Source organism: Streptomyces hawaiiensis, from assembly GCF_004803895.1.
GTDB lineage: Bacteria > Actinomycetota > Actinomycetes > Streptomycetales > Streptomycetaceae > Streptomyces > Streptomyces hawaiiensis.
On the sequence record NZ_CP021978.1, the window covers coordinates 2,288,639 to 2,304,021 of the forward strand.

At 71.9% G+C, this 15,383-nt stretch carries 11 protein-coding genes; 3 read left to right on the top strand and 8 right to left on the bottom strand.

From position 1 onward, the window contains the following. Positions 1-50: 50 nt before the first annotated feature. The 3 genes from coaE to rpsA form a co-directional block, all read right to left on the bottom strand. Positions 51-671 carry a dephospho-CoA kinase gene (gene coaE / locus CEB94_RS10605; protein WP_175431952.1) on the bottom strand — a complete coding sequence of 207 codons (621 nt, stop codon included), beginning with the start codon at positions 669-671 and terminating at the stop codon, positions 51-53. 54 nt (positions 672-725) lie between these two features. Next, positions 726-1,664, bottom strand: coding sequence for a PAC2 family protein (locus tag CEB94_RS10610; protein ID WP_175431953.1), 939 nt, complete (start codon positions 1,662-1,664; stop codon positions 726-728). A gap of 233 nt (positions 1,665-1,897) precedes the next feature. Then, the gene (gene rpsA / locus CEB94_RS10615) at positions 1,898-3,400 is read right to left on the bottom strand and encodes a 30S ribosomal protein S1 (protein WP_175431954.1); all 1,503 of its coding nucleotides are present in this window, start codon (positions 3,398-3,400) and stop codon (positions 1,898-1,900) included. Positions 3,401-3,713: 313 nt separating this feature from the next. On the opposite strand from rpsA, the gene CEB94_RS10620 reads away from it, so the two are divergent. Further along, a complete protein-coding gene (locus CEB94_RS10620; protein WP_175431955.1) occupies positions 3,714-4,574 on the top strand; it encodes a class I SAM-dependent methyltransferase in 861 nt (286 codons plus the stop codon). 44 nt (positions 4,575-4,618) lie between these two features. Further along, the gene (gene hrpB, locus CEB94_RS10625) at positions 4,619-7,129 is read left to right on the top strand and encodes an ATP-dependent helicase HrpB (protein ID WP_175431956.1); all 2,511 of its coding nucleotides are present in this window, start codon (positions 4,619-4,621) and stop codon (positions 7,127-7,129) included. On the opposite strand, the gene pgfA is transcribed toward hrpB, so the two are convergent. The 3 genes from pgfA to CEB94_RS10640 form a co-directional block, all read right to left on the bottom strand. After that, complete coding sequence (gene pgfA / locus CEB94_RS10630) at positions 7,119-8,111, bottom strand: cell envelope lipid trafficking protein PgfA (RefSeq protein ID WP_175431957.1); 993 nt, start codon at positions 8,109-8,111, stop codon at positions 7,119-7,121. The two genes, hrpB and pgfA, sit on opposite strands and share 11 nt — an antisense overlap. A 25-nt stretch (positions 8,112-8,136) precedes the next feature. Beyond that, positions 8,137-8,271, bottom strand: coding sequence for an SPW_0924 family protein (locus CEB94_RS10635; protein ID WP_175431958.1), 135 nt, complete (start codon positions 8,269-8,271; stop codon positions 8,137-8,139). A gap of 149 nt (positions 8,272-8,420) precedes the next feature. Then, on the bottom strand, positions 8,421-10,160 hold the full coding sequence (locus CEB94_RS10640) for a lytic transglycosylase domain-containing protein (RefSeq protein ID WP_175431959.1): 1,740 nt from the start codon (positions 10,158-10,160) through the stop codon (positions 8,421-8,423). 342 nt (positions 10,161-10,502) lie between these two features. Between CEB94_RS10640 and CEB94_RS10645 the strand changes: the two genes are divergently transcribed. Continuing rightward, on the top strand, positions 10,503-11,360 hold the full coding sequence (locus CEB94_RS10645; protein ID WP_175431960.1) for a DUF4184 family protein: 858 nt from the start codon (positions 10,503-10,505) through the stop codon (positions 11,358-11,360). Here the strand turns inward: CEB94_RS10645 and CEB94_RS10650 are convergent. Both CEB94_RS10650 and polA read right to left on the bottom strand, forming a co-directional pair. Further along, positions 11,278-11,868 carry a hypothetical protein gene (locus tag CEB94_RS10650; RefSeq protein ID WP_175431961.1) on the bottom strand — a complete coding sequence of 197 codons (591 nt, stop codon included), beginning with the start codon at positions 11,866-11,868 and terminating at the stop codon, positions 11,278-11,280. The genes CEB94_RS10645 and CEB94_RS10650 overlap by 83 nt on opposite strands. Positions 11,869-12,491: 623 nt before the next feature. Further along, positions 12,492-15,218: a DNA polymerase I gene (gene polA / locus CEB94_RS10655; protein ID WP_175431962.1), complete on the bottom strand. Its 2,727-nt coding sequence runs from the start codon at positions 15,216-15,218 to the stop codon at positions 12,492-12,494. Between the last annotated feature and the right edge of the window lie 165 nt (positions 15,219-15,383).

Consider the following 15,383-nt stretch of genomic DNA (forward strand, 5'->3'; position numbering starts at 1 on the left):
GGCAGAGTCCTTCCCTCACTCGACGGGTTCAACGCCCCCACGGGGTGCCGCTATTCCGCGGGAGACGGCCGGGGCGCCTGCGCCCTGCGCACCAGGTCGGCCCACACGTCCTTCACGCGCTGCTCCAGCTGCTCCAGCGGGACGTCGTTGTCGATCAGGATGTCCGCGATCTCCCGGCGCTGCTCGCGTGTCGCCTGGGCGGCCATCCGCGCGCGGGCGTCCTCCTCGGTCATGCCGCGCAGTCGGACGAGCCGGTCGAGCTGGGTCCCGGGAGCCGCGTCGACGACGATCACGAGGTCGTACAGCGGTGCCAGGCCGTTCTCCGTGAGGAGCGGGACGTCGTGGATCACGACCGCGTCCTCGGCGGCGGCTTCCTCGAGCTCGCGGGAGCGGGCGCCCACCAGGGGGTGCACGATCGAGTTGAGGGTCGCGAGTCTGTCCGCGTCGGCGAAGACGATGGCGCCGAGGCGGGGCCGGTCCAGGCTGCCGTCGGCGCCGAGGATCTCCTCCCCGAAGGCCTCGACGACCGAGGCGAGCCCCGGCGTCCCCGGTGCGACGACCTCCCGCGCGATGCGGTCCGCGTCGATCAGCACGGCCCCGCACGCGACGAGCAGCCGTGACACCTCACTCTTGCCGGCGCCGATGCCGCCGGTCAGGCCCACCTTCAGCATGTTCCGCAGCTTAGGCCCTGCCACTGACAGAGCCCTCGCCCAGGTCCACCGGGATCAGTTGTCGCCTTCTCGTTCCGCCAGGAACTTCTCGAACTCCTGGCCGATCTCGTCCGCCGACGGGATGTCCACCGGCTCGGCGAGCATGTTGCCCCGGGTCTCGGCGCCCGCGACGGCGTCGTACTGGTGCTCCAGGCCGTCGATGAGCGCGGTGAGGTCCTCGTCGCCCTCGCGGATCTGCCGGTCGATCTCCGTCTGGGTGCGGTGGGCCTCCGAGCGCAGGGCGTGGGCGATGCCGGGCAGGACCAGTCCGGTCGCCGCCGTGATGGCCTCCAGGACCGTCAGGGCCGCGTCCGGGTACGGGGAGCGGGCGATGTAGTGCGGGACGTGGGCGGCGACACCCAGGACGTCGTGCCCGGCCTGGAGCAGGCGGTACTCGACGAGGGACTCGGCACTGCCGGGCACCTGCGCCTCCTCGAACGGACTGGGGTGGCCCGGGACGAGGTCGGTGCGGTTGCCGTGCGGGGTGAGGCCGACGGGCCGGGTGTGCGGGACGCCCATGGGGATGCCGTGGAAGTTCACGGAGAGACGGACGCCGAGCCGCTCCACGATCTGCTTCACGGCGGCGGCGAAGCGTTCCCACTCCACATCCGGCTCGGGGCCGGACAGCAGCAGGAAGGGCGCGCCGGTCGCGTCCTGCACGAGCCGCACCTCGAGAGCGGGTTCCTCGTAGTCGCTCCAGCGGTCGCGCTTGAACGTCAGCAGCGGGCGGCGGGCGCGGTAGTCGACGAGCCGGTCGTGGTCGAAGCGGGCGACGACCTGGTGGGGCAGAGAGTCGAGCACCCGGTCGACGATCTGGTCGCCCGTCTCGCCCGCGTCGATGTATCCGTCGAAGTGGTAGAGCATGACAAGTCCGGCCGACTCCTGGGCGAGCGCCATGTCGACGACGGCCAGCCCCTTCGGCTCCCAGGCGTACAAATCCTGCGGATCAAGCACAGTGACCGCTCCTCCTCGTGTTCACACTCCACAACGCCGTTGCGGGCGTGGGCATTCCCCGGAGGAGGAGAACATTGATCTTGGCGGCTGGGGCAACGCCCCTCAGGGGGCGCGGGGAACTGCGTGACCAGCCCCCACCGGTCGGCAGCCGGACGACGGGCCCTGAAACACGCTGAAGGCCTGCACCTCGAAAGGTGCAGGCCTTCAGTCAGGAGCTACAGCTCAGCGGGCGTTCAGCTCTGCCCACCGGCCAGCTTCTCGCGAAGCGCGGCCAGCGCCTCGTCCGAGGCCAGCGCGCCGGAGTTGTCCGGACCCTCGGAGGAGTACGAACCGCCACCACCGGACGCGGCCGGAGCCGCACCCGCGGTGTCGACACCCTCGGCAGCGGCCTTCTCGTCCGCTTCGCGGGACTTGATGACCTGCGCCTGGTGCTGCTCGAAGCGCTGCTGCGCCTCGGCGTACTGGGTCTCCCACGCCTCGCGCTGGGTCTCGTAGCCCTCGAGCCAGTCGTTGGTCTCGGGGTCGAAGCCCTCGGGGTAGATGTAGTTGCCCTGGTCGTCGTACGACGCGGCCATGCCGTAGAGCGTCGGGTCGAACTCGACCGAGGCCGGGTCCGAACCGAAGGACTCGTTGGCCTGCTTCAGCGAGAGGCTGATGCGACGGCGCTCGAGGTCGATGTCGATGACCTTGACGAAGATCTCGTCGTTGACCTGGACGACCTGCTCCGGGATCTCCACGTGGCGCTCGGCCAGCTCGGAGATGTGGACCAGACCCTCGATGCCCTCGTCCACGCGGACGAACGCACCGAACGGAACCAGCTTCGTGACCTTGCCGGGCACGACCTGGCCGATCTGGTGGGTGCGGGCGAACTGCTGCCACGGGTCTTCCTGGGTCGCCTTCAGCGACAGGGAGACACGCTCGCGGTCCATGTCGACGTCGAGAACCTCGACGGTGACTTCCTGGCCGACCTCGACAACCTCGGAGGGGTGGTCGATGTGCTTCCAGGAGAGCTCGGAGACGTGAACCAGGCCGTCGACGCCACCCAGGTCCACGAAGGCGCCGAAGTTGACGATCGAGGAGACGACGCCGGAACGGACCTGACCCTTCTGGAGGGTCGTGAGGAACGTCTGGCGGACCTCGGACTGGGTCTGCTCCAGCCAGGCACGGCGGGACAGGACCACGTTGTTGCGGTTCTTGTCCAGCTCGATGATCTTGGCCTCGAGCTCCTTGCCCACGTAGGGCTGGAGGTCGCGAACGCGGCGCATCTCGACCAGGGAGGCCGGGAGGAAGCCACGGAGGCCGATGTCGAGGATGAGACCACCCTTGACGACCTCGATGACGGTACCGGTGACGATCCCGTCCTCTTCCTTGATCTTCTCGATGGTGCCCCAGGCACGCTCGTACTGAGCGCGCTTCTTCGAGAGGATCAGGCGGCCTTCCTTGTCCTCCTTCTGGAGAACAAGGGCCTCGATCTCGTCACCGACGGCGACGACCTCGTTGGGGTCGACGTCGTGCTTGATCGAGAGTTCGCGGCTCGGGATCACGCCTTCGGTCTTGTAACCGATGTCGAGCAGGACCTCGTCCCGGTCGACCTTCACGATGACGCCGTCGACGATGTCGCCGTCGTTGAAGTACTTGATCGTCTCGTCGATCGCGGCGAGGAAGGCTTCCTCGTTACCGATGTCGTTGACCGCTACCTGCGGGGTGGTTGCGGTGGTCTCGGTGCTGCTCGTCATGTGGGAAAGGGCTCCGGTACGGACATTGAGTCGTAGGTACTGCTACGCCGGGAGCCCGTTTCGCTCTGCAGAAGCCGGACAGCCAAGGAAGCGCCACACAGAAACGGTGGCGCCTCGAGAACCGAGGGGACATACATACAGATGCGAGCGCAACCTGCTACGTCTGAGGTGCGCAGGCCCGCAGCGCAACTTGTAGCATACGGGGGCAGCCGGGCAGGGTCAATGCGCGAAGCCGCCCACGCGGGGCGGATCGCCGCATACCCGGCACAAGTCCTGTCGTCCGAGGCCACGCTGGCCGTACGACGCCCCCTGTGTGACACCGCCGGGACCGGCTGGACGGAAGAGTACGACGAGGGAGCCGATCATCCAAGAGTCCGAAGCACCCGAACCCGAGGCCACCCGGCGTGATGCCGGGACCACGGAGAGCTCCCGCGCCAATCGTGGCTGGTGGGACCGCAACGCGGACGACTACCAGGTCGAGCACGGCACGTTCCTCGGCGACGACCGTTTCGTATGGGGCCCCGAGGGTCTGGACGAGGTGGAGGCCGAACTTCTCGGCCCGCCGGAGGAGCTGAAGGGCCGGGACGTCCTGGAGATCGGCGCCGGCGCCGCGCAGTGCTCCCGCTGGCTGACCGCCCAGGGCGCGCGCCCGGTGGCCCTGGACATCTCGCACCGGCAGTTGCAGCACGCGCTGCGCATCGGCGGTTCCTTCCCTCTGGTGTGCGCCGACGCCGGTGCGCTCCCCTTCGCGGACGGCTCGTTCGACCTGGCCTGCTCGGCGTACGGGGCGCTGCCCTTCGTCGCCGACCCGCGTCAGGTCCTGCACGAGGTGCGCCGGGTGCTGCGCCCCGGGGGCCGTCTCGTCTTCTCGGTGACGCATCCGATCCGCTGGGCCTTCCCGGACGAGCCGGGGCCGGCGGGGCTCTCGGTGTCGGCCTCGTACTTCGACCGCACTCCCTATGTCGAGCAGGACGACGAAGGGCAGGCGGTCTATGTCGAGCACCACCGCACGCTCGGCGACCGCGTCCGGGACGTCGTGGCGTCGGGCTTGCGTCTGGTCGACCTGGTGGAGCCGGAGTGGCCCGTCTGGAACACCTCCGAGTGGGGCGGCTGGTCGCCGTTGCGCGGGAACCTCATTCCGGGGACGGCGATCTTCGTGTGCGAGCGGGACTGATCCACGCGCGTGGCCCCTCTTCCCGGGCGTACGACACTGATGGCGTGATCCGTTACGACGCTCTGGACGCCCTGCCCGTACGCGCTGCCCTGCCTGCCCTGGCCGAAGCCCTGGAGGGGCACGGCACCGCCGTCCTCGTGGCGCCGCCCGGCACCGGCAAGACGACCCTGGTGCCGCCGACACTGGCGGGACTGCTCGGGGAGGGGCCCGAGCGGCGGGTGATCGTGGCCGAGCCGCGGCGGATCGCGGCCCGGGCCGCGGCGCGGCGGATGGCGTGGCTGCTGGGCGAGAAGCCCGGCGAGAGCGTCGGCTACACCGTGCGCGGGGAGCGGGTCGTCGGGCGGCACACGCGCGTGGAGGTCGTCACGACCGGTGTGCTCGTCCAGCGTCTGCAACGGGACCAGGAGCTGGCCGGTGCCGACGTGGTGGTGCTCGACGAGTGCCACGAGCGGCACCTGGACGCGGACACGGCGGCGGCCTTCCTCTGGGACGTGCGGCAGACCCTGCGCCCGGAGCTGCGGCTGGTGGCCGCCTCGGCGACGACCGACGCGCAGGGGTGGGCGCGGCTGCTGGGCGGGGCGCCGGTGGTCGAGGCGCAGGGGACGGCGTATCCGGTGGAGGCCGTGTGGGTGCCGCCGGTGCGGCCCGTGCGTCCGCCGCACGGGATGCGGGTGGATCCGGCGCTGCTGACGCATGTGGCGTCCGTGGTGCGGCGGGCGCTGGCCGAGCGGGACGGGGACGTGCTGTGTTTCCTGCCGGGCGTGGGCGAGATCGCCCGCGTCGCCGGGCAGCTCGGGGGGCTCGGTGACGTCGAGGTGCTCCAGGTGCACGGGCGGGCGCCGGCGGCCGTCCAGGACGCGGTACTGGTGCCCGGGCAGCGGCGGCGGGTCGTGCTGGCCACGTCCGTCGCGGAGTCGTCTGTGACGGTGCCCGGGGTGCGCGTGGTCGTGGACTCGGGGCTGGCGCGCGAGCCGCGGGTGGACCACGCGCGCGGGTTGAGCGCGCTGACGACGGTACGGGCGTCGCAGGCCGCGGGGCGGCAGCGGGCGGGGCGGGCCGGGCGTGAGGCACCGGGGGCGGTGTACCGCTGCTGGGCGGAGGCCGAGGACGCGCGTCTGCCGCGCTATCCGTCGCCGGAGATCAAGGTGGCCGACCTGACGGCGTTCGCGCTGCAGGTGGCGTGCTGGGGGGATCCGGACGCGTCCGGGCTGGCGCTGCTGGACGGGCCGCCGGGTGGGGCGATGGCGGCGGCGCGGAATGTGCTGACGGCGGTGGGGGCGGTGGACTCCGTCGGGCGCGCCACCGAGCGGGGAGTCCGGCTGAGCCGGCTGGGTTTGCATCCCCGGCTGGGGCGGGCGCTGCTGGACGGGTCCGGCTCGGTCGGGGTGGACAGGGCCGCTGAGGTCATCGCGCTGCTCAGTGAGGAGGCTCCGCGGGAGTACGGGGATGACCTGACGGGTGCCTTGCGTCGTGCTCGGCGTGGGGGCGACGCCTATGCCGGGCGGTGGCGGGCGGAAGTACGGCGGCTGCGGGCCGCCTCTCCGGGAGCCCCGGGCACTTCCCAGGGGCCGGAGAACCTCTCCGATGACCAGCAGGTGGGCCTCGTCGCCGCTCTGGCCTTTCCCGAGCGCGTCGCCAAGGCCGACGGAGGGTCGTATCTCATGGCGTCCGGGACCCGTGCCGAGGCCGGGGACGGGAGCGCGTTGCGCGGTTCACCCTGGATCGCCGTCGCCATGGCCGACCGGCCCGTCGGCAAGGGGCACGCGCGTGTGCGGCTCGGGGCTGTGATCGACGAGGAGACGGCCCGGCTCGCGGCCGGCGCCCTGCTGGAGGAGCGGGATGAGGTCGGGTGGGACGACGGGGACGTCGTGGCGCGGAGGGTGGAGCGGCTGGGGGCGGTGGAGCTGGCGGTGCGGGCGCTGAGGGACGCCGATCCCGGGCTCGTGCGCGACGCGTTGCTCGACGGGTTGCGGCGGGAGGGGTTCGGGCTGCTGCGGTGGTCGGCGGAGGCCGATGCCCTGCGGCAGCGGCTCGCGTTCCTGCGGCTGCATCTCGGTGCGCCCTGGCCGGACGTGTCCGACGACGCGCTCCACGCGCGCGTGGAGGAGTGGCTGGAGCCGGAGCTCGGCCGGGCGCGGCGGCGGGCCGATCTGGCACGGATCGATGCCGGGCAGGCGCTCGCCCGGCTGCTGCCCTGGGCCTCGGGAGTGGCGGGGCGGCTCGACGAGCTGGCCCCGGAGCAGATGACCGTGCCGAGCGGGTCGAGGATCCGGATCGACTACTCCCGGCCCGAGCAGCCCGTGCTGGCGGTGAAGTTGCAGGAGATGTTCGGGCTCCAGGAGTCGCCGCGGGTCGCCGGGGTGCCGCTGCTCGTGCATCTGCTGTCCCCGGCGGGCCGGCCGGCCGCTGTCACCGCCGATCTCGCCTCGTTCTGGCGGGAGGGCTACAAGGGTGTACGGGCGGAGCTGCGGGGCCGCTATCCGAAGCATCCGTGGCCCGAGGACCCGGCGGGCGCCGAGCCGACCCGGCACACCAACGCGCGGCTCAGGCGGTGACCGACGACGGTTCCTCGGCCGCCGTGGGTGCCGGGCCCGAGGGGCGGCGGCTGCGGGCCTCCAGGTACAGCGCGACGGCCAGCAGGAGGACGCCGAGGGTCAGAAAGCCCCAGGGCAGCCAGGACGTCATCAGCAGGACGAGCAGACGCTGGGACTTCACCAGGTCGACGGTGTGCGTGATGTAGTCCTCGCGCATCTTCACGTGGCCGGCGAACGCGGTCACCTTGTCACGGTCCCCGAGGAGGGCACCGCCGCGCAGTTCCTCCTGGTGGATCTCTTCTCCGTACACGGGAGCGCCTGTGAGGGGTTCGACCCAGAACTTGCGGACCGTGGTGTACCAGCGGGTCGTGCCGGTCCGGGCCACCGCCTCGGCGGTGAGGCCCTTCACGGGCAGGGTCTTCGGGATCTTCACCTTGGTCCAGGGGATGGTCTGCTCGAAGTAGTAGACCTCCAGGCCGCGGAAGTCCTCGGTGCCCTTGTACTCGATGGGCGCGGTGATGCGGGCCTGGGCGTCGAAGTACTCGTAGTCCCGTTTCTCCGTCAGGAAGGGCCACTTGAACTCGATACCCTGGCGGCGCACCGGGTCGCCGTCGACCGTCTCGCCGGTGGCGTGGACGGGTTCCTGGGTGTGGGCGTCGAAGATGTAGCGCTCGGGGATCTTGGAGACCATCTTGCCGTCGGGGCCGACGACGTAGGACAGGCCGTCCCAGACGACGACGTCCCGGCCGGCCGACTCCTCGATCCGCTCGGAGGCCTCCACGTCGCCCTTGAGGGTCTGGACGATGGTGACCTTGGAGACCTTCTTCGCCCGCATCGTGCCGTAGTCGAGGAGGGTGGCGTCCTTCGCCTCCAGGACCATGTCCTGGTACTGGTGCGCGGGGACCTTGGCCAGGCGCGGGAAGGCGTACCAGCGCAGCAGCGGGGACAGGGCCGCGAAGAACACGGCGAGGGCGAGCAGGACCAGGCCGGCCTTGCGGCGCATCTCGGCCTCCCTCCCGGGCGGGCGGTCAGGGGTGTGCGGGCACCGTCGTCAGCAGCGGCTTCGGGGACGTCTCCCCCGAGGGGGAGCCGAGGGCGGTCAGCGTCAGGACCACGGCGAACGCGACGGCGAGACCGGTGGCGGCGGCGACAAGGGCGCGCATACGAGCCTCCCCACGGGTCGTGACGGGCAGAACTGATGCTCCGTCAGGTTTCTCGGCACCGTAGCAACGCGCGGCGGAGATGAGAACACGTTGCACACACAACGACGCCCCTCCTTACAAGGAGGGGCGTCGTCTGTCGTACCGGAGAGCTACGCGCTCGGGCTGGCCGACGGGCTCGGCGAGGACGTCTCGGCCGCCGCCACGGTCAGTTCGACGGTGAGCGTCGCTCCGCCGGCCGTGGTGATGCGGAGCAGGAACGTGCCGGTCGTGTCGTCCGCGTACAGCTCGGGCAGCTTCAGCAGGCCCTTCGCGTCCGTCTTCAGGCCCGTGAGGGTGCGGACGGTCTTGCCGTCGGCGTCCTTGAAGTAGGGGCCCTTGTCGTTGGCAGCCGGGTCGTCCGCCGACTTGATCAGCGTGGCGGTGGCCGCGACACCGTCGGCGACGGCGCCCTGGTACGTGGCCTTCACCTCGACCTGGTTCGCGAACTCGCCGCCCGGGGCGCAGGTCAGCGCGGCGTCACCGGTGCGGGCGAGGGCGTCGGCGGCCCGCTCGGTGACGGTGGCCTTGTAGTCGAGGCCCGGGACGGCACGACCCACCACGGTGGCGCGGACGGTGACGGCGCCGGTCTTCTCCCCCGCCTGCAGGGCGGGCGCCACGGCCACGCCGGAGCTGTTGGTGGCGACCGTGGCCACGCTCTCACCGCCGGTGAAGGTGGTGTCCGTGTCGCCGAGGATCGTGAAGCGGACCCTGACCTTGGCGACGGCCTTGCCTGCCTCGGTCTCGGCGCGCGTGCTGATCCGCCGGCTGAACGCGTCGCCGGCCATCGCGGTGAGCTTGGCGGTTCCGGCGTCCTCCAGGTGGTCCACCGTGTCGGTGGGGGTGGGGGGCGTCGTGGGCGGCGTGGACGGCGTACCGGGCGGGGTCGTGGGTGGAGTGGTGGGCGGCTTCGGGGTGGTCGGAGCGCCGCCGGGCTTCTCGGGCTTGGGGCCGGGCTTCGGCGTCGAGCCGCCCGGAACGGTCGTGCCGGGTGTGGTGGGTGTCGGGCTCGCGCCCGCGCCGTCGTCGCTGCGGTTGTCGGGCAGCGTGCCGGTGCCGTCCGGGACCTCGTGCGTGCCCTTGCGGTAGTACTCCAGCCACCTCATGACGAGGTTCAAATAGTCCCGCGAGTTGTTGTAGCTGAGGATCGCCCGGTCGAGGTCGCCCTGGTCGGACAGGTCCCAGTTGTTGCGGCACAGGTAGTGGCCCGCGGCGAGCGCGGCGTCGTAGATGTTGTTGGGGTCCTTCTTGCCGTCGTCGTTGCCGTCGCGGCCGGCCCAGGCCCAGGTGGAGGGGATGAACTGCATGGGGCCGACGGCCTGGTCGTACGAGCTGTTGCCGTCGTACGCGCCGTCGTCGGTGTCCTTGATGAGGGCGAAGCCGTTGCCGTCGAGCTGCGGGCCCAGGATCCGCTTGATGGTGGTGCCGTCGGCCTTGACCTGGCCGCCACGAGCCTGTCCCGACTCCACCCGGCCGATGGCGGCGAGGAGTTGCCAGGGCAGGTTGCAGCCGGGCTTGGCCTCGCGGAGCGAAGCCTCGGCCTTCTTGTAGGCGTCGAGGACGGTCGCGGGGATACCGGCTTCCGTGGTGCCCGTGCCGCCCGGGCCGGGGCCCGTGGACGGTGACGGGTTCGGGCTCTTGAGCGGGGGCAGGTCCGTGTAGTACGGCGAGTTGCCGGTGGCACTGCCGTCGGAGGCACTCGCTTCGGGTGAGGAGGTGGCGTCGGCAGCGGCCTGTCCGCCGTGGTCGTTCACGCCCGGAGCCTGGGAGGCGGACAGGGCCGCGACCGCTACCGCGGCCACGGCGGTGGTCGCCGCCCCCTTGCACAGCCTCCTGCCGAATTGCGCCGCCATAGAGTGAACCCCTCCCGTGGACGCCCGAGCGCCCGGTCTACGTCTGCAGTGTTCGCCCTGTTGTGACGATCCAACCGCCCGAGGGGTTGCCCTCCGACGGCCACAACTCTGTTCTCTTGCGTGCTCTGCTCTTTACCGCGTTCACGTGGTCGACGCACTCCCCGCGCGGCGACTCTGGCGACCCTACGACAACTTCCTTTGCTCGGGCACCCGTTCGTGACCGTTTTTCACCAGTTGGTCATATGTGCTCGTGACGTCGTCGACGGAGCCGTATCCCGCATACTGGGCCACTGACCGCCGGGCACCCCGGGCCTGGTGCAACGACCGTCGCGAGGAGCCGAGTTGCCGTTCACGTTGAGCCATGCGGCAGCCGTACTGCCCGCCGTACGCGCCGACGGCACCGGCCGGGGCTCGCTGGTGCCCGCCGTGCTCGTGGCAGGTTCCTTCGCGCCCGACATGACCTATTACGCGGCGAGTGTGCTGTCCGGGGCGATGGAGTTCGGTGACGTCACACACGCGTTCCCGGGTGTCTTCACGGTCGATGTGCTCATCGCCTGGGCACTGGTGGGGCTGTGGCTGCTGGTGCGTGAGCCGCTCGTGGCGTTGCTGCCGCGGGCCCGGCAGGGGCGGGTGGCGGCCCTGCTGCGGTGCGGGGCCCCACGCGCGCGGGTGCGGCCGTCGCTGGTGGCGTGGTGGTACGTGTCCGCGGTGCTCGGTGCGTCGACCCATGTGGTGTGGGACGCGTTCACGCATCTCGACCAGTGGGGGATGCGGGTGTTTCCGGCGCTGGGCCGGGAGGTGGCGGGCTCGCCGCTGTACTGGTACCTGCAGTACGGCGGTTCGGCGGTGGCCACGGTCGTGATCGCCGTGTTCGTGGCGCACGCGCTGCGGCGGGCGCCCGAGCGCGAGCCGGTGGGAGTCCCCGTGCTCGCCGTAGGAGACCGGTGGGCGGCCGCCGCCGTGATCTGCGGCTTCGCGCTGGTGGGGGCGGTGCAGCGGGCGTCGCGCTGGTGGGCGTACTGGGGCTCGGCGGCGAAGCCGTGGGAGATCATCCCGACGGTGTGCTTCGGCGCGGGCGCGGGACTCGTCCCGGCGCTGCTGCTCTACGCCGTGGCAGTCAGGGTGTGGCGTCCGGTTCCGGCCCCCGCCGGTCCTGCCCCTGCCGCCGATGCGGAGCCGAGCCGCCCGGCCGCCCGCTGAGGACACTGTCCGTCGTCGTGATGTACACGCTGATGGTGGTGTGCGCGGGGTGCGGGCGCGGGAGCAGGGTGAGGACGAGGGTCAGGTAGTCGTGGGCCAGTCGGGCCCAGGGGCGGGAGGGTTTGCCCGGAATTTCTGGGGTGCCGGAGAGCCGGGCCTCGGCAGGTGGGCGGCCGGTGGCGACGTGCGGACCGGTGCCGGTCGGCGTGGCGTCGGCGCCGATGAGGCCGGTGAGGGCGGCCGGCGCCTCGCTGCCGGCGAGGGCAGGAGCGGCGGCCAGGCCACCAGCGCCGCCGGGGAGAGCAGGAGCGACAGTCGGGTCGCCGGTGTCGGCGGCGGGCCGCCGTCCGCGGGCGGTCAGGCGCTGCCGGAGGTCCGCCGTCGCGTGGCGCAGGGCCGTGGAGAAGGTGACGGGGACGCGAACCGTACTCGCGGCGGCCTCGAATGCCGGGACCGGCGGTAGTGCCACGCCTGGTGCCGTGCGGCTGAGGAGCGTGCGTATACCCATGCCCCGCATCTTTGCGACCGCCGGGAGGGGAGGCGCCTTCTCGGGGGCCACGAGAGTGACATTTTTCCGCGGGGCCGGGGCCGGGGCCCGGGGCGGCTGGGCCCCGGGGCGCCCCGGGGGCCCTGGCTCGGGCGGAGCCTTGCGTCTCGGCTCAGGCGGACGCCCAGGGCCTCGGCTCAGCAGGACGGGCTGGGTGTGTACTCTCCGCGCACCCCGGCCCCATCACGCCCGAGCTCCGACGGAGGGGACCGCAGGGCCCCGGCTCAAGCAGGCCCACGGCCGGCGCCCGTCGGACCTCGCCCCGGCCAGGGCCCCAGTGCTTCTGCCGGGACGGGACCCCAGTGGCCCGGCCGGGGCAGGGCCCGGGCTGCGTGGGCGTACTCCCCCGCCCACGCCGGTCCCACCCCGCCCGAGCTCCGACGGAGGAAACCGCAGCGCCCCGGCTCAAGCAGGCCCACGGCCGGCGCCCGTCGGACCTCGCCCCGGCCAGGGCCCCAGTGCTTCTGCCGGGACGGGACCCCAGTGGCCCGGCCGAGTCAGGGCCCGGGCTGCGTGGGCGTACTCCCCGCCCACGCCGGTCCCACCCCGCCCGTCGGACCTCGCCCGGGCCGCCGGGCAGCGGGCTAGTGGGCCGCCGACTCCCAGTCCGGGCCCGCGCCCACCGAGACGCCCAGCGGGACGCGGAGCTGGACGGCGTTCGCCATCTCCCGGCGGACCAGTTCCTCGGCGGCGGCCCGCTCTCCGGGGGCGATCTCCAGCACGATTTCGTCGTGGACCTGGAGAAGCATGCGGGAGGCGAGGCCGGCGTCCTTCAGGGCGTCGTCGACCTTGAGCATGGCGATCTTGACGATGTCGGCCGCCGTGCCCTGGATGGGCGCGTTGAGGGCCATCCGCTCGGCGGCCTCGCGGCGCTGGCGGTTGTCGCTGTTGAGGTCGGGGAGGTAGCGGCGGCGTCCGAAGAGCGTCGCCGTGTAGCCCGTTGCCCGGGCCTCGTCGACGGCCCGGCGCAGATAGTCCCGTACGCCGCCGAACCGCTCGAAGTACGCGTCCATCAGGGCGCGGGCCTCCGCCGCCTCGACGTTCAGCTGCTGGGAGAGGCCGAAGGCGGACAGTCCGTAGGCCAGGCCGTACGACATGGCCTTGATCTTGCGGCGCATCTCGGCGTCGACCGCGGTCGGCTCTACCGCGAACACCTGGGAGGCGGCCGTGGTGTGCAGGTCCTCGCCCGAGGTGAACGCCTCGATCAGGCCCGCGTCCTCGGAGAGGTGCGCCATCACGCGCAGCTCGATCTGGCTGTAGTCGGCCGTCATCAGCGACTCGAAGCCCTCGCCGACGACGAAGCCCCGGCGGATGGCGCGGCCCTCGTCGGTGCGGACCGGGATGTTCTGCAGGTTCGGGTCGGTCGAGGACAGGCGGCCCGTCGCGGCGACGGTCTGGTTGTACGTCGTGTGGATCCGGCCGTCCGCGGCGATCGTCTTGATCAGGCCCTCGACGGTCACGCGGAGCTTGGCCTGCTCGCGGTGGCGGAGCATGATCACCGGGAGCTCGTTGTCCGTCTGGCCGGCGAGCCAGGCGAGGGCGTCGGCGTCCGTGGTGTAGCCGGTCTTGGTCCGCTTGGTCTTGGGCAGGGCCAGCTCGCCGAAGAGGACTTCCTGGAGCTGCTTGGGGGAGCCCAGGTTGAACTCGTGTCCGGCCGCCGCGTGGGCCTCCTTGACCGCCTGCTGGACGGCGCCGGCGAACATCTGCTCCATGGCCTCCAGGTGGGGCCGGTCGGCCGCGATGCCGTGCCGCTCCAGGCGGGCGAGCAGCGCGGACGTGGGCAGCTCCATGTCGCGCAGCAGGTCGGCGGCGCCGACCTCCTCCAGGCGGCTCTCGAAGACCTGGCCCAGGTCGAGGACGGCCCGGGCCTGGATCATCAGGGCCTCGGCCTCGGCGCCCTCGTCCGCGCCGAAGGCGAGCTGGCCGTCGGCCGCGGCGGCCGGGGTCAGCTCGCGGTGCAGGTACTCCAGGGACAGTGCGTCCAGGTCGAAGGAGCGGCGGCCCGGCTTGACCAGGTAGGCGGCGAGCGCGGTGTCCATGCGCACGCCCTCGACGCTCCAGCCGTGCTCGGCGAAGACGCGCATGGCGCCCTTGGCGTTGTGGAAGACCTTGGGCCGGCCGGCGTCGGCGAGCCAGGCCGCGAATGCCTTCTCGTCGGCCTCGTCCAGCTCGGCGGGGTCGAACCAGGCGGCCGGCCCGCCGGGCGCGGCGAGGGCGACCTCGGCGACCGAGCCGGTGCCGAGCGCCCAGGTGTCGACCGTGGCGATGCCGAGGGGCTGTGTACCGTGCTCGGTGAGCCAGGCGGACAGCTCGCCGGTGCCGAGCACCGCGCCGTCCAGCTGGACGCCCTCGGTGCTGACCGGGGTGGTCTCGGCCTCCTCGGCGCCGGGGTCGACGGCGAAGAGCCGCTCGCGCAGCGAGGGGTTCCTGATCTCCAGGGTGTCCAGGATCATCGCGACGGCCTTGCGGTCGTAGGCCGCGCGCTCCAGTTCGGTGACACCCTTGGGGAGCTCGACCCGGCGCTCCAGCTCGGTGAGCCGACGGTTGAGCTTGACGGATTCGAGGTGGTCGCGGAGGTTCTGGCCGGCCTTGCCCTTGACCTCTTCGACGCGCTCGACGAGTTCGGCGAAGGAGCCGAACTGGTTGATCCACTTCGCGGCGGTCTTCTCACCGACGCCGGGGATGCCGGGGAGGTTGTCGGACGGGTCGCCGCGCAGGGCCGCGAAGTCGGGGTACTGCGCGGGCGTCAACCCGTACTTCTCGAATACCTTCTCCGGGGTGAAGCGGGTCAGCTCGGAGACGCCCTTGGTCGGGTACAGCACCGTGGTGTGCTCGCTGACCAGCTGGAACGAGTCGCGGTCGCCGGTGACGATCAGCACGTCGAAGCCCTCGGCCTCGGCCTGGGTGGCGAGCGTGGCGATGACGTCGTCCGCCTCGAAGCCGTCCACCGCGAAGCGCTGGGCGCCCATCGCGTCCAGCAGCTCGCCGATCAGCTCGACCTGACCCTTGAACTCGTCCGGGGTCTTGGAGCGGTTCGCCTTGTACTCCGTGAACTCCTGGGAGCGCCAGGTCTTGCGGGAGACGTCGAAGGCGACCGCGAAGTGCGTGGGCGCCTCGTCGCGCAGCGTGTTGGCCAGCATCGACGCGAAGCCGTAGATCGCGTTCGTCGGCTGGCCCGTCGCGGTGGTGAAGTTCTCCGCGGGCAGCGCGAAGAACGCACGGTAGGCCAGCGAGTGCCCGTCCATGAGCATCAGTCGCGGCCGGCTGCCGCCGGAGGTCTGGTCGGTCGTCTTCGATGCTGTCTCTGCCACGCCCCCGATCCTGCCACGCCCCACTGACACTCGGCCCCGGCCCCACGGAGGTGCCCGGGTGGGCGGGCCCCGCGGGGACACCGCACAGGCCCTTGCCTCCCCGGCCCGCCCTCACCCGCTGTCACCACCGCGTGCGAGGATCGGAGACGTACCTCACAGCGCAGT